Origin of the sequence: Trinickia sp. Y13 (assembly GCF_029522115.1) — a bacterium.
Classification (GTDB): Bacteria; Pseudomonadota; Gammaproteobacteria; order Burkholderiales; family Burkholderiaceae; genus Trinickia.
On record NZ_JAKWFK010000004.1, the window covers coordinates 183,436 to 198,664 of the forward strand.

Below are 15,229 nucleotides of genomic sequence, written 5' to 3' on the forward strand. Positions count from 1 at the left end.
GACAAGCAGCCAGTGTAGTGTGCGGTGCTATGCGGTGCTTATGGGCCTGCGGATTCGCGTTCGTGGCAAGGCGCAAACCGCAGCGATGCCCAGTGGCATCGCGAGGATTTGCAACGCCGCCAGGGGCGCGAAGACGCGGCTCCATAAGTGCCGATTAGCGCCGAACGCTGCACTAGCACAACGAAGCATCGAGCCAGCCGGGTCCGCCCGGCTGGCTTTTTTATGCGCCCTTCGGCGGAACTCGTCTCGTGACGATTAGTACGATCCCTCCAGGAAGCAGCATGCATGCGAAATCTATTTGAAAGGGATATGCCTCGGACGCTTCATATGCCCATGGTCCAATGCGCCGTTCTTCCGAAAATAACCACCGTTAGCGGCGGCTTCCTCGACCATCATCCCCTCGGGAAGGGGTGAAGGCATCTTCGTATGGGGGGCTCGCAGCAACGACAATCCAGGAGCTTGTCCCCATGCTTCGCCGTACGCTTGTTCCCATTGCAGTAGCCGTCGCAGCACTCGGCGTTCTCGCCGCATGCGGCAGTTCGAACGATACGCCGGCGGCGTCTTCGCTTTCGGTGCAAAACGCGGCCGCGACCGCGACGCCGATCAAACACGTCGTCGTGATCTATGGCGAAAACGTCTCGTTCGATCATTACTTCGCCACCTATCCGAATGCGACGAACCCGACGGGCGAACCGGTGTTCACGGCAGCCGCCGGCACGCCGAGCGTCAACGGCTTGAGCGGCACGCTGCTGACCGCCAACCCGAATGCCACCAACGTGGCGAACGGCGCCGGCGCGACGAACCCCTTCCGCCTCGATCGCACGCAAGCGGCGACGGCCGACCAAAACCACGCTTATACGGCCGAAGAGCAAGCGTACGACAACGGCCTCATGGACCTCTTCCCGAAATACACGGGCCGCGGCACGAGCGGCGGCGCCGGCGCGTTCGGCACGACGGGCCAGGTCATGGGCTACTACGACGGCAACACGGTGACGGCGCTGTGGAACTACGCGCAGAACTATGCGATGAGCGACAACGCCTTCACCGATACGTACGGCCCGTCCACGCCGGGCGCACTCGAAGCGATCGCCGGGCAAACCAATGGCATGCAGATCGTGAAATCGTCGCGTAGCTCGTATTACGTGGCCGACGGTCAAGGCGGCTTCACGATGATCAACGACGTCGACCCGGGCGCCGACGTGTGCTCGAGCACGACCGACCAAGCCATGATGACGGGCAAGAACATCGGCGATCTGCTCAACGCGAAGAACATCACGTGGGGCGGCTTCATGGGCGGCTTCAACCTCTCGACGACGAACGCCAACGGCACGACCGGCTGCGCGCGCAGCACGACCTCGACCGTCGTGGGCGCGGCGACGGCCGATTACATCCCGCACCACAACTGGTTCCAGTACTACGCATCGACGGCCAACCCGCAACACTTGCGGCCCGCGTCGATGGCGGCGGTCGGCTACACGACGGCTCCCGGCGCGACGACGGCCGATCCGGCCAACCATCAGTACGACTCGGACGACTTCTTCGCCGCGGTCAAGGCCGGCAACTTCCCGTCGGTGAGCTTCCTGAAGGCGCCTGCGTACCAGGACGGCCACGCGGGCTACTCGGATCCGCTCGACGAGCAAGCGTTCGTGACGAAGGTGGTGAACTTCCTGCAGCAGCAGCCCGATTGGAAGAACACCGCCGTGCTGGTGGCCTGGGACGATTCCGACGGTTGGTACGATCACGCCTACGTGCCGCCGACCTCGGCCTCGTTCTCGAGCGCCGACATGCTGAACGGCACGGGCGTGTGCGGCACCGGCACCGCGCCGCTGGGCGTGAACGGCCAACCCGTGAACGGCCGCTGCGGCCCGGGCACGCGGATCCCGTTCCTCGTGATCTCGCCGTACGCGAAGAAGAACTTCGTCGATCACACGGCCATCTCGCAAGCGTCGATCGTTCGCTTCATCGAAGATAACTGGCTCGGCGGCCAGCGCATCGGCGGCGGCTCGTTCGATGCCTCGGCCGGCAGCATCAACAGCATGTTCGACTTCTCGAGCGCCGCACGCACGACGCCGCTGTTCCTCGATCCGAACTTGGGCACGCAGGTGAGCACCGCGCCGTAATCGGTCAACGTCCTGCAAAGCAGAGTGCGCCGAGCATCGCGTCGAATCGAGGCACGAAACGACACGATCCCTTTGCTCGGCTCTCACCCCTCCACAGCCCGGCAACGGGCTGTGGTCTTTTGCCAGCTAGCCCCTTCGACACGATGCAACCGCTCGATTCAGCCTTGCCGAACCCGGCCGACGATGGCCGCAAACCCGCGGCGCACAGCCGCATGCCCTTGCGCGCGATTGCGCTTGCCCTCTTCGTTGCCGCCGCCGGCGCATGCGCCTGGGCCTTCGCCTACCCCGAGCACGCGCCGTCCGCCGTCGGCGAAATCGTCGAAAGCTTGACGGGCGCGAACCCGCACCCCGTTCGTCTTCAACGCCCGCAGACCGCGCCGCTCAGCGCAATGGCGCTACTGGGCAAACGCATCTTCTTCGATCCGAGCTTGTCGGCGTCGGGCAGGCTCTCGTGCGCTTCATGTCACAGCCCCGCGCACGCGTATGGCCCACCCAACGCGCTGCCCGTTCAGTTCGGCGGTCCTGCGATGACGCTGCAAGGCGACCGCCCTCCGCCTTCGTTGATGTATCTATACCGGCAGCCGAATTTCAGCATCGGCGCCGAGCAAGCCGACGCCGATGCGCCCGTGAATTTGGCGCAGCAAGCGGCGCAAGCATCGGGCGTGGCGCTCGCGCAAAAGAGCGCCGGCAGCGCGCCGGCCACGCCTGCGATGGTGCCGCAAGGCGGCATGTTCTGGGACGGGCGCGCCGACACATTGCAAGCGCAAGCCTTCGGCCCGCTATTGAACCCTGTCGAGATGGCGAACACGAGCGAGGACAAGGTGGCTCGCAAATTCGACAGCAGCACATACCGCGACATGTTCTTGCAGTTGTTCGGGCCGCAGGTCTTCAAGAATCCGCGCTTGCTGTTATCGGAGGCGATGTTCGCCGTGGCGCGCTATCAAGTCGAGGATCCTTCGTTTCACCCGTACTCGAGCAAATACGATTACTGGCTGGAAGGACGTGCGCGTCTGACGCAGGCGGAGCTGCGCGGCCTGCGGCTATTCAACGATCCGAAGAAAGCGAACTGCGCCGGTTGCCATTTGTCGCAACCCTCGCGCGACGGCCAGCCGCCGATGTTCACGGATTACGAATACGAAGCGTTGGGCGTGCCGCGCAATGCCGCGCTGGCCGTCAACCGCGACGCCAACCATTTCGACATGGGATTGTGCGGTCCCCACCGAACCGATCTGGCAACGCAGACCCAGTACTGCGGCATGTTCCTCACACCGACGCTGCGCAATTCGGCCACCCGTCATGCGTTTTTCCACAACGGCGTTTATCGCTCGCTCGACGACGTGCTCACGTTCTATAACCTGCGTGACGTGGAGCCGGGGAAAATTTACCCGCGCGACGCCCAAGGCCATATCGCGCAATACAACGACCTGCCCGTCAAATATCACGGCAACATCGACAAGGCCGATGCCCCGTTCGATCGCAAGGCAGGGGATGCGCCGCCGATGACGGACGCGGACATGAAGGACATCATCGCGTTCCTGCAAACGCTCACCGACGGTTATACGAGCCCGGACAAAGCGCACTGAACGCCTAGCCGAATTCGCCGCTCCAATGAATAAACCCCGCAAAGGCACTCGGCCTTTGCGGGGTTTTTTTGCCGAAACGGACTTAGCCTGCGGCCGCGTCTTTCAGCTTCTTCAGCGGGCGCGCCTTGATGCGCACGCTGGCCGGCTTGGCCGGGAACCAGCGATCTTCACCCGTGAACGGGTCCTTGCCGAAGCGCCGCTTCTTGGCCGGCACCGCCTGCACCACGATCTTGAGCAAGCCCGAGAGCGTGAATTCGCCCGCGCCCTTCTTGTGAACCGAGCCGAGGATCGTGTCTTCGAGCGCGGCCAAGACGGCCTTGACGGACTTCGGCTCGACCGATGCACGCTCCGCGAGGTGAGCAGCCAGCGAGGCCTTCGTGAAGGTGTCCTTGATCGGCGACGCAGCGCCGGACGCCTTCACGGCGACCTTCTTAGCCGCGGCACTCTTCGCGGGAGCTTTCTTGGCGACTGCTTTTTTTGCCGGAGCGGCGGCAGCCTTTTTCGCAACCTTCTTTGCGGAAGTCGACATGTTTCTCCTACCTATTGGTCGTTGAACGCACGAAGCGCGTACGGCGTACGCCGCTTCAACGCCGGATTCTACAAGCGCCGCGCGGCTTCATGCATCTGTTTTGTGTTTTCGACGCGTGTTTACGGGGGGATTTGTTGCGTGGCGCTGACTATTTCAGCGTTAGCGGGGTCCGTCGTCGAGCGACACGCGTTGTCGACGACGGAAATCGAGGGTTTGCCCGAAGCGGGCTCGCCCCCGTCTGCCTGCACGTGCAAGCTTAGTTCGAGGCCAGGCCGAGCGCGGGATCGCTCATGCTCGGCAGCCCCGTTTCGACATGGCCTGCGAGTTTGCGCACGAACTTCGAGTCGTCGGCGACGCTCACGTGAAGGTCGTACCAGCCATGCTGAGCGCGCAAATCGACGTACAGGTCCACGCTTTCGCCACCGGCGACGCGACGTTTCATGCTCGCGCCGTCATAGGCATTGAGGATCGTGAACTCGCATGCCGCGGCGCCGGCGTTTTGCAAATGCAGTTCGATGTTGCCGTTCGCCACGTCGTACGACTCGCTCACCTCGGGCGCTGCAAGGCCGCTCGTCCACAGATGCGCGGCCAGCGCTCCCCCGGCGAACCGGCGAGCGAACCCGTTGGGTCCATGCACCGCGTAATCGTAGGTACCGTCCGGATTCAGCGGGAGCTCGTCCAGCAAATGCTTGCGCGGCTCGACCGTGTAGGTGCGAGGCGCATCGAGGCTGAGTGCCTTATAAACCTGAAACGCGGCCCCGGCGTGCCCGGTGTTCGTCAATTTCAAGCGCAATTGCGACTGCCCCGCCTGAACCTGCACCCGTGCAAACAGCTCATACGGCAACGCACGGGCGGGCCTCACGCCCGGCTCTTGCTGCGGCTTGGCCTGCACGAGCGGCGGCAGCGGAACGTAATCGGCGTGGCGTTGCTGGTCCACGGGCGCATAGGCCTTCGTGCTGGGCAAGCTCGGCATTGCGGCGTTGGGATGCGCGAAATCGAATGCGCGCGTCAGATCGCCGCATACGGCCTTGCGCCATGGCGTGATGTTCGCTTCGCACAGGTTGCGCCCGTGTCCGAACCGACGCTCGATGAAGCGAATGAGCGAGGTATGGTCGAAGGTCTCCGAGCACACCCAGCCGCCCTTGGACCAAGGCGACACCACGAGCATCGGTACGCGCGGACCCAATCCATACGGCCCGGCCGGATAGTTCCCATTGCCGGCGAAATATTCGTTCGCGACGTCGACGGTGGACAGGCCAGCCTCTTTCGACCAAGGCGCATAGGGCGGCGCGATGTGATCGAAGAAGCCATCGTTCTCGTCGTAAGTCACGAACAGCGCCGTCTTGCTCCAGATCTCGGGGTTCGAGGTCAGAACTTGCAGGACCTGATCGATGTACCAGGCGCCGTAGTTGGCGGGCCAATTGGGATGCTCCGAATACGCTTCGGGCGCCACGATCCACGACACTTGCGGCAGCGTGCCGTTCTGCACGTCTTTCTTGAGGACGTCGAAATAGCCGCCGCCCGCGGCCACGTTCGTCCCCGTACGCGCGTTGTCGTAAAGGGGATTGCCCGGTTGCGCGTTGCGATACTGATTGAAGTAGAGCAGCGAGTTGTCGCCGTAATTGCCGATGTAAGGGTTTTGCGTCCAGCCCCACGAACCGGCCGCATCGAGGCCCGTGCCGACGTCCTGATAGACCTTCCACGAAACGCCGGCGGCTTGAAGCACCTCGGGGTACGTCGACCATCCGTACCCCACCTCGGCGTTGTCGATGACGGGGCCGCCGCCCTTGCCGTCGTTGCCGACCCAGCCGGTCCACATGTAATACCGGTTCGGATCGGTCGGCGTCATGCCCGAGCAGTGATAGGCGTCGCAAATCGTGAATGCGTCGGCGAGTTGGTAGTGGAACGGGATGTCTTGGCGCGTGAGGTACGCCATCGTCGTCGTGCCTTTCGCAGGCACCCATTGATCGTAGCGGCCGCGATTCCATGCGGCTTGCGTCGTCGTCCAGTCGTGCGGCAGATCCTGTAGGAACTGCATGCCAAGATCGGGCGCGCTCGGCCGGAACGGCAGCACATAGCCGGTATCGGCGGCCAACGGCTGGTGCCAAACGCTCTTGCCGTTCGGCAATTCGATCGCGCGGCGGTCGCCATAGCCGCGCACGCCGCGCAGCGTGCCGAAGTAATGATCGAACGAGCGGTTTTCCTGCATGAGGATCACGATGTGCTCGATGTCTTTGATGCTGCGCGTCGCATCGTGCGCGGGGATTGCGAGCGCATTGCGAATACCGGCGGGCAATGCGCCCATCGCGGCGGCCGCGCCTGCCGCTTGAGCGGCGGCGCGTAGAAAATCACGGCGGCTTTTCGATGTCATTGGATGTCGTGTTTCTTGACGAAGGAAAGGAACGGGAGCGTGCTCGTCATGTCCGAGGCACGCCGACGCACTACGGCAAAACCAACCACCTGTGAACAGCGAAGGCACTACGGGGACAAGCTAGGGACCGGCGCGCGGCGCGTTGCTCGCGGGCCGCCGCCGGATTGACGATTGCACGCCCACCTCGATCGACGGCTCGGCCACCTCTCAATCGGCGGTATGCATGACAGGCGGCAGCAACGGTTTGCGCGCCCCGCGATCGGCTACTGCGCCTGCGGTGTCGAATCGTTGCGCGCCCGGAATCGCATCGGCCTGCGAAGCGCGCGCGCTTCTCGTGCCGGGCAGCATCGGCGCGGCATCGGCTGCCGGCGTCTGGACGGCGCGCCCGTCATCGCCGCTGCATCCCGCCGCGAGCGTGGCGAACACGGCGAGCGCCACGCCGGCCAGCACGCAATGGAATACGGCGCGGCCCTGCGTTGCGAAGAACGGTTCCAGAGACAAACGTTTGCTCCACGGCGTGCATACGCCCGGCGGCTGCCGCTTCATGATCGCCACTGCCCTCTCCGATTCGCGAGTCTGCACAAGTTCGGCCGCATCGACTACTCACACATCTGTATGTCGGACGCGCTCGAATAGCCGGTCAGCATAGAAACGAATCATGTCCGGCTGATGAAACGCGTAGGCGCAACGAAAAAGCGCGCCCGGCTCGGCGCGGGCCGCGCAAAAGAAGCAGCAAAGCGTGGAATTGGCGGAAAGGCGGCCCCGTCGAGCCGCCTTGCGCTCTCCGTTAGGACGGAGAGGAAGCCACGAGATGGCCGACGTAATTGCGCAGATAGGTTTCGAACGATGTGCCTATTTCAGGGTGGCGCATCGCGAACTCGACGGTCGCTTTCAAATAACCGAGCTTGCTGCCGCAATCGAACCGGCGGCCGAAGTATCGGTAGGCGAGCACTTGCTCTTCCGCCAGCAGCGAGTGCAGCGCATCGGTCAATTGCAATTCGCCGAGCATGCTGGGTTCGAGGCGGCGTAGGTGGTCGAAAATGCTCGGCATCAAAACATACCGGCCCACGACGCCCAAATTCGAGGGCGCGGCCTCGGGAGCGGGCTTTTCGACGATGCCCGAGAGCTTAAAGATATCCTCTTCCCACTCGCGGCCTTCGACGATGCCGTACGAGCGGCTATCCTCCCGCGCGATGGCTTCCACGCCGATGATCGTGCTGTGATAGTGGTTGAAGACATCGATCATCTGCTTCATCACGGGCTGGGTGCCGTGCAGCAAATCGTCGGCGAGAATCACGGCGAACGGGCTGCCCGACACCAACTTCTCGGCGCACAGCACCGCATGACCGAGCCCGCGCGCGGCCGGCTGCCGCACGTAGAAGCAATCGACATGGCTCGGCTTGATGCCGCGCACGAGTTCCAGCAGCTTCTCTTTGCCGCGCGCTTCGAGTTCCGCCTCGATCTCGTAGGAGGTGTCGAAGTGATCCTCGATCGCTCGCTTGCTGCGCCCGGTCACGAAGATGAGTTCCGTAATGCCCGCCGCGATCGCCTCTTCCACCGCGTACTGGATCAAGGGCTTATCGACGATCGGCAGCATCTCCTTCGGGCTCGCCTTCGTTGCGGGGAGGAACCGGGTGCCTAATCCCGCCACTGGAAACACTGCTTTGGTGACTTTCAACATCGTTCCTTCCCATGCGAAATTGTTATCGCACCGCGGCCTCACCGAGAATCGCCGAGACGGCCGCATCGGCCATGTTCGGCGCCGAGGACGCTTCGTCGACGATATCGATACGCAACCGCGACGCCTTCATGAAAGCTTCGAACGCATCCTTCGAGGCGGCGCTATCGGCAATCGCGCGTGCCAGCGCGATCCGCGCGCACCACTTGAGCGCAGCGCGCTGCACGCGCCCTAGCGGATAGGATGCGGTGCCTTTACGCAAGTGCCATACCACCGGACGCCGCGCGATCATGCCCGCCAGTGCGCCCACCACCATCGCGCGCGGCGTATTGGCATAAATCACATCGACGTGCCGCGCCCGCCTCACCGTCTCGCGCACGAGCGAGGCCGTGCCCGCCACGGTTTGCGATCTGGGCAAACGCCGTGCGTTCGTCATTCCTCTGAGCACGGGCGCGTCGAGCACGTCTACCGCGACCCCAGCCTCCTCGAGTGCGAGCCGAAACGGACCATCGTCGAACAGCACGACTTCGAGCGAATCCTTCAGACGACTCGCCACGCTCAGCAAGGAGACCTCGGCCTTGTCGAGTCCGCCGCCTTGGTCGAGCGCCAGCACGCGCACGGGCGCCGCCTCGGCCCTTCTTTGCCGCCCGCCGCTCGCGTCATCGTTGCCGCGCAGCCCGTCGCCGTCGCCATTCCGCGTGGCACCGGGCATCACGTGCTCGACGTAGCCCATGAACCGGTCGCGGAACGTCGCGATCGAAAAGCGCTCGGCGTTCGCGCGGCAATCGAGCGCCGAGAAGCGGGCGGCATGCGCCTCGAATTCGCGCACGGCGGCGACCACCGCCGGCACCGTTTGCTCGCGAAAGAAGAGGCCGGTCGGGTGCGGTTGACCCAGCTCGCGCACCGTCTCCAGCACGCCGCCCTTGCCGAACGCGATCACCGGTGTGCCGCATGCTTGCGCTTCCACGGGCGCAATGCCGAAGTCCTCTTCCGCCGCGAACACGAACGCCTTTGCCCGGCGCATATGGTCATGCAAAACGGCGAACGGTTGGTAGCCGAGAATCTCGACGTTCGGTCCCGCCTTCGCGCGGATCGACTTCATTTCGGGTCCATCGCCAATGACGACGAGCCGCTTGCCCGGCATGCGCGAAAACGCCTCGACGATCAGATCGATCTTCTTATAAGGCACCATGCGCGAAGCGGTCAGGTAAAAGTCTTCCTTCTGCTCACCGACGACGAACGACTGCACGTCCACGGGCGGAAAAATGACATCGGCCTGCCGCTGATAGACCTTCTTGATACGGCGTGCGATGAATTGCGAATTGGCGACGAAATGGTCGACCGAGTTGGCGGTGCGGCAATCCCAGTTGCGAATGTAATGCAGGATCACGCGGGCCATGATCGAGCGCAGGCCCCGCGTCAAATTCGACTGTGCCAAGTATTGATGCTGCAAATCCCATGCGTAGCGAATAGGCGAATGCACGTAACTGATATGCACTTGGTCGGGCCCGGTCAATACCCCTTTGGCCACGGCGTGGCTGCTCGAGATGACGAGGTCGTATGCACTCAGATCGAGTTGTTCGATCGCGAGCGGCATCAGCGGCAAGTAGGCGCGGTATTTCTTTCTCGCGAGCGGCAATCTTTGGATGAAAGAGGTCGTTGCGCGCTTTCCTTGCAAGAACTTACGGTCCTCGACGAAATCGACGAGGCTGAATATATCGGCCTGCGGAAAACAGGCAATCATCTGTTCGAGCACGCGTTCGGCGCCCGCATACGTGACGAGCCAATCGTGGACGATCGCCACACGCGGCGTGCGATCGATCGGCATCCTCGAGTCGGCGCGATAGGCGCCGCCCTCGAACGTTGCGGGCGATTCGGCGAAAATGTCGTGGCTCATGCGCTTCTCCTCTAAGCGCCCTAGCCTACGAACAAACTATTTCGCGTAAACCCTCAAAATATTTCAAAAAAATGCGCAGCGGCTTGCAGCCTGGCGCGACAGCCTCGACCAACGGTTGTGCCGCACCAACACGAAGATTTTTGATCCATTTTTTTGCGCTAGTCAATTCGCATGACGCCCGGTCGCCTGCGCTCCAATGAAGAGTCGCCTTCCAGATAGACGCCGCCGTTGTCCACAACGTTGCTGAAAAACACTGGCGAATAGTGATGATACGCTTCGCGATCGGCAAAAACGACGGCGTCGAATGTCGTATCGTGATCGTCGCGTATCGGGGTTTCGCTCGTCGCGAGCATCGTATGAAAGTATGCGGTTTCTTGCGCCGTCGGTCCGCACGCCGCACGCGCTTGCTCGGGGTCAACGATTGCGACCGCACCATACCGCCGTCGCACTGATATTGCTTCGGAAGAATGGGCGGCCATCAGCGCCGTTTCGAAATTGCACGTCTTGTAAAAACTGCAGTGCGCATCGTCGTAGGCTTTGGCCGCTTGCGCGGCATTCAACCAGATGAAGCGGTCGGCTCCCGCCATCGTCGAATGCGCCAGCGCATCGGCCATCATCGAACGCACCTTCGGCAGCAGCGCGGGATGCTGCGCGAAGCGGAACGCTTCGTTCGCCAGCGAATAGGCGGCTCGGAAAAAGACGCTCAGGTTGGCCAGCGCCGTAGAGGGCCGCGAGCGCTAGCGACAGCAACCTAGGCTGATAGCTGCACAGCGCCCCTAGCTAGCTCGCGGTTGTTCTTGGCCCGGCGCTTGCCACCCCAGCCCGAGACTCTTTTGCAGGAGCACGAAGTCCTTGATCAATTCCGCGCGACCGGCAATCACGTCCTGTTGCGCCGAAAACTGGGTGCGCTCGGTATCGAGCAGATCGATTGCCGTGGCCACGCCGGCCGCATAGCGTTGCCGCATCAGCGTCAACGCGCGCTGCGCCGAAGCGTCGACTTGCTCGAGCCTCACCACGTGTTCGCGCTGATGCCCGTAACGCGACAAGGCCGAATTCGCATCCTGCAGCGCTGCCAGCACGGCATGTTCGTAGCGCGCGCTGGCCTCGTCCCGTGATGCCTTGGCGGAACGCACCTCCGCTGCCGTGCGCCCGAAATCGAGCACGTTCCATTGCAAGTAGGGAACGCCGAGCCAAGAAAAGTTAGTTTTCCTAAACAAATGACCAGGATCGGCTGCCGTGAAGCCCAAGTCGCCGAGCAGCGACACTTTGGGAAAGTAATCGGCCACATGTTCCCCAATCTGCGCGTTGCTTGAAGCGAGCCGGCGCTCCGCCGCGCGAATATCGGGGCGCTGCCGCAGCAGTGACCCCGGATCGCCCACCTCGACCGTTGCCGGCAATGTCGGCAACGGTCGAGCCGCGGAGAGATCCGCATCGAGCGCGCCGGGGGCGCGCCCCGTCAAGACAGCCAGCCGATCGAGCGATTCGGCGATCTGCTCGTCGAGCGGCACGAGCGCGGCGCGAGTCGTTTCGACTTGGCCCGACAGACGCTCGACGTCCACGTCGGCCGCGGTGCCGTGGGCGCGGCGCGCCTGCGTCAATGCGAGCATGCGCTGCTGCAAGTCGGCCGATTGCTGAGCAAGCACGAGCCGCTGCTGCTCGTCGCGCAGGTCGACATAGGCCTGCGCGACCTCGGCCGCAAGCGACACCTGCGTGTCGGCGAGATCCGCATCGAGCGCGCCGGCCTGTGCGGACGCAGCCTCGATCGAGCGGCGCGTGCCGCCGAACAAATCGATCTCCCACGACGCATCGAGGCCCGCCGTGTACAGCTGCAGCGGGCCGCGCCCTCCGCCGTTGCCGCCGCTATTGCCGTTGCCGCCCGACGATAGCTTCGACAGATCGGGGCTGCGCATTCTCACGGCGGCCACATCGGCCGACGCCTTCGGCAGTTCCTTGGCACGCTGCCCCAGGAGTTGCGCCCGCGCCTCGCGCAAACGCGCCTGCGCCGCATGCACGTCCGGATTGTGCGCCAGCGCCGCTTCGATGAGCGAGTCCAGTTGCGGATCGCCCAGCGAGCGCCACCAAGCGCTGGCGCTCGGCGCGGTGGCGACGACGCCCGCCGACGGCGCACGGACGAATGCCGGCGCCTTCAACGCATCGGCAGCGACGGGCGGCGCACCCCGGTAATCGGGGCCTACCGTGCAAGCGGCCAACCCGCACAGTGCAGCGGGGACGCACCATGCCGCCACTGATCGGAAGGAACGACGCATCGACATAATCGAGTTCAATAAAGTCAGTGCCCTGCCGAAGAAGGCGGGCGGCCCGGCTGAGCAGCCGGTGTTTTGAGCAGTAGCGCGAGCGGAATGCACGCGAGTAGCGCGATGGCAAGCAAATAAAACGTTTCGGAGTACGTAATCACCGCCGCTTGCTGCTGAATTTGCGCGGCCAACTGGCCCAGCGCCTGCAGCTTCGCATAGGCGGCGTCGCCCGTTCGTGCGAACCAGCCCGCGGCGCTGGCGGCGATACGCTCTTGACCGATCGACGAATTGCCCGTCACCGATTCGCGCAACGCAGCGACGTGGAACGCATTGCGGCGATCGATGACGACCCCGATGATCGCAAGCCCGACGGAGCCGCCAAGATTGCGCGCCATGTTGTAGAGCCCCGCGGCGTCGCCCGAATCCTCGCGCGACACGGCCGCCATCGACGCCTGATTGAGCGGCATCATCGCCAACATTTGACCGACCCCGCGCAGCAATTGCGACCAAACGAAGTCGTGGCCTGCGCTTTGCGCGGTCAAGCTCGTATCGAGCAGGCAACTGACGCCGAAGCAAACGAGCCCGGAGATGACTAGGACGCGAAAGTCGACCTTGCCGAGCAGGCGCGGCAGGATCGGCATCATCATGAATGCGGGCACACCCGAAAGCAGCATGATGTCGCCCGATTGCTCGGCGTTATAGCCCGAGATCAAGCTCAAGAACTGCGGCACGAGATAAGACACGCCGTACAAGCCCGCCCCCACGGCGAACACGATGACGATGACGCTCGCGTATCGCGCGTTGCGCAACAGCGAAAGCCGCATGATGGGCTTGGTCGCCACGAATTGAGAAATACCGATCAATAGGAAACCGAACGCTGTAATGACGGCGAACGCGACGATCTCGCTCGACTCGAACCACTGATGACGCTGTCCTTCCTCAAGCACGAGCGTCAGTGAACTGAGCCCGATCGACAGGCCGACGATCCCGACCCAATCGGCGTTGATGAACTCATGCCAATGCGGCGGATCGGCGGGCAGCCCGGCAATCAGCAACGCGAGCAACGCAATGCAAACGGGCAAGTTGATGAAGAAGCACCACTTCCACGACACGTTTTCGGCTAGCCAGCCGCCGAGCACGGGACCGAGCAACGGCCCTAGCAGCACGATCAGGCCGAAGATCGTCATCCCGACGGCAAGCTGCGTGCGCGGCAACCGCGTGCGGATGATCGTCTGCGCCGTCGGAATCATCGCACCGCCGGTGAAGCCCTGTCCCACGCGGCCGATGATCATCCACTCGAGCGAATGCGATGCGCCGCACATGATCGAAAACAGCATGAACAACGCGGCATTCGTCAGCAAGAAATTGCGCAGGCCGAATACGCGCGTGAGCCATGCCGCGAGCGGGATCATGACGATCTCCGACATCAGGTAGCCCGTCGAAATCCATGTGCCTTCGGTGCCGGTCGCACCTACCGAACCCTGGATTTGCGGTAACGCCGAGTTCGTGATCGAAATGTCGAGCGTCGCCATCAATGCACCGAGCGAGCCCGCCGCCACGGCGATCCAATCGACCGCGCGGGCGCGCTCGGGATGGCCGGGCGCGCCTGCGGCGCTCGCCGGCAAGCTCGTCTCAGCCATGATCGCTGTTCGCTGCGAGACGTCGATCGTCCGACGCGGCGCTGCGCGTATCGATGTCGACCGTCACCGACAAACCGGGCAACAGTACGCTGCGCGTTTGCGCATCGGCTTGGACGCGAATCCGCACCGGCACGCGCTGGACGATTTTCGTGAAATTTCCGGTGGCGTTCTCCGGCGGCAGCAATGCGAACTGCGCGCCCGTTCCGGGCGCAAAACTATCGACGACGCCGTGCAAATCGACGCCCCGCAACGCATCGACGTGCAGTGTGGCGGGCTGCCCCGGACGCATGCGGCCGATCTGCGTTTCCTTGAAGTTCGCTTCGAGATACAGGCTCTGCACCGGCACGACGGTCAGCAAACGCGTACCAGGCTGCACGTATTGGCCCACGCGCACGGAGCGATCGCCGATGCGACCCGCGATCGAGCTATACAGCGTCGTGTCGTTCACGTCGAGTTGAGCCTGACGCAAGCTCGCGCGAGCCGCTTCCAACTGCGCCCGCGCCTGCGCGATTTGAGCGGAGGTGGCATCGATTTGCGTCTGCGCCGAGCGCACCGCGGCGGCATTGGCCGCGAGCGTTGCGCGCGCTTGATCGCGCGTGCTGACGAGGCTCGCGAGCCGTTCGCCGGTCTCGGCCCCCGTGGCGACCAGCGGCGCATAGCGGGCTACGTCGTCTTGCGCATGGCGCGCCGCGACGCGCGCCACTTCTTCCTGCGCCTGCGCCTGCACGACCGCCGCTTGCTGCTGCTTCAAATCGGCTTGGGCGCGCGCGAGGTCCGCTTCGCGGGCGGCGACCGTGGCCTGCGCTTGCGCGAGCGAGGCTTCGTACTGCCGCGTATCGAGGCGCACGAGCGGTGCGCCAGCGGCGACGGTCTCGTTGTCGCGCACGAATACCTGGGTGACGTAGCCGCTGATTTTCGGGGCGACGGTCACGTTATCGGCCTTCAAATAGGCATCGTCGGTGCTTTCGATGAAGCGATCGACCTTCCACCAATGGACGAACCAAGCCAAACCCGCGACCAGCGCGACGATCAGCAAACCAATGAGCCAGCGGCGGCCGCGCGCACGCCGCGGGCCGTTGGCGCCCGTCTCTTGCTGCGTGCCGCCGCGAGGCCGCGCGTCGATAGTCGTGGACATGTTCCGGAATTCCTATGAGGC

At 63.7% G+C, this 15,229-nt stretch carries 10 protein-coding genes and 1 pseudogene; 2 read left to right on the top strand and 9 right to left on the bottom strand.

What is annotated here, in order from left to right:
- Positions 1–467 precede the first annotated feature (467 nt).
- Together MMB74_RS09395 and MMB74_RS09400 are read left to right on the top strand one after the other, a co-directional pair.
- Positions 468–2,120 (top strand): alkaline phosphatase family protein, encoded by a 1,653-nt coding sequence (locus tag MMB74_RS09395; RefSeq protein WP_277428355.1) that lies wholly within the window; start codon positions 468–470, stop codon positions 2,118–2,120.
- Positions 2,121–2,332: 212 nt separating this feature from the next.
- Positions 2,333–3,703: a cytochrome c peroxidase gene (locus tag MMB74_RS09400; RefSeq protein ID WP_277428622.1), complete on the top strand. Its 1,371-nt coding sequence runs from the start codon at positions 2,333–2,335 to the stop codon at positions 3,701–3,703.
- Between the two features lie 82 nt (positions 3,704–3,785).
- On the opposite strand, the gene MMB74_RS09405 is transcribed toward MMB74_RS09400, so the two are convergent.
- The 9 genes and pseudogenes from MMB74_RS09405 to MMB74_RS09445 all read right to left on the bottom strand — a co-directional run bounded on the left by MMB74_RS09405 (position 3,786) and on the right by MMB74_RS09445 (position 15,208).
- Positions 3,786–4,232, bottom strand: coding sequence for an HU family DNA-binding protein (locus MMB74_RS09405; protein ID WP_277428356.1), 447 nt, complete (start codon positions 4,230–4,232; stop codon positions 3,786–3,788).
- Between the two features lie 256 nt (positions 4,233–4,488).
- The gene (locus tag MMB74_RS09410; RefSeq protein ID WP_277428357.1) at positions 4,489–6,603 is read right to left on the bottom strand and encodes a phospholipase C, phosphocholine-specific; all 2,115 of its coding nucleotides are present in this window, start codon (positions 6,601–6,603) and stop codon (positions 4,489–4,491) included.
- Between the two features lie 207 nt (positions 6,604–6,810).
- Positions 6,811–7,158, bottom strand: coding sequence for a hypothetical protein (locus MMB74_RS09415; RefSeq protein ID WP_277428358.1), 348 nt, complete (start codon positions 7,156–7,158; stop codon positions 6,811–6,813).
- A 232-nt stretch (positions 7,159–7,390) separates the two neighbouring features.
- On the bottom strand, positions 7,391–8,284 hold the full coding sequence (galU, locus tag MMB74_RS09420) for a UTP--glucose-1-phosphate uridylyltransferase GalU (RefSeq protein WP_277428359.1): 894 nt from the start codon (positions 8,282–8,284) through the stop codon (positions 7,391–7,393).
- Positions 8,285–8,423: 139 nt separating this feature from the next.
- Positions 8,424–10,178 (bottom strand): annotated as a pseudogene (locus MMB74_RS09425) (glycosyltransferase); the annotation flags it as partial.
- 158 nt (positions 10,179–10,336) lie between these two features.
- Positions 10,337–10,795 carry a collagenase gene (locus MMB74_RS09430; protein ID WP_277428360.1) on the bottom strand — a complete coding sequence of 153 codons (459 nt, stop codon included), beginning with the start codon at positions 10,793–10,795 and terminating at the stop codon, positions 10,337–10,339.
- Between the two features lie 159 nt (positions 10,796–10,954).
- Positions 10,955–12,445 carry an efflux transporter outer membrane subunit gene (locus MMB74_RS09435; protein WP_277428361.1) on the bottom strand — a complete coding sequence of 497 codons (1,491 nt, stop codon included), beginning with the start codon at positions 12,443–12,445 and terminating at the stop codon, positions 10,955–10,957.
- 23 nt (positions 12,446–12,468) lie between these two features.
- A complete protein-coding gene (locus tag MMB74_RS09440) occupies positions 12,469–14,073 on the bottom strand; it encodes an MDR family MFS transporter (protein ID WP_277428362.1) in 1,605 nt (534 codons plus the stop codon).
- A complete protein-coding gene (locus MMB74_RS09445) occupies positions 14,066–15,208 on the bottom strand; it encodes an HlyD family secretion protein (RefSeq protein WP_277428363.1) in 1,143 nt (380 codons plus the stop codon). Before MMB74_RS09445 ends, MMB74_RS09440 begins: the two co-directional genes overlap by 8 nt.
- Positions 15,209–15,229: the final 21 nt, after the last annotated feature.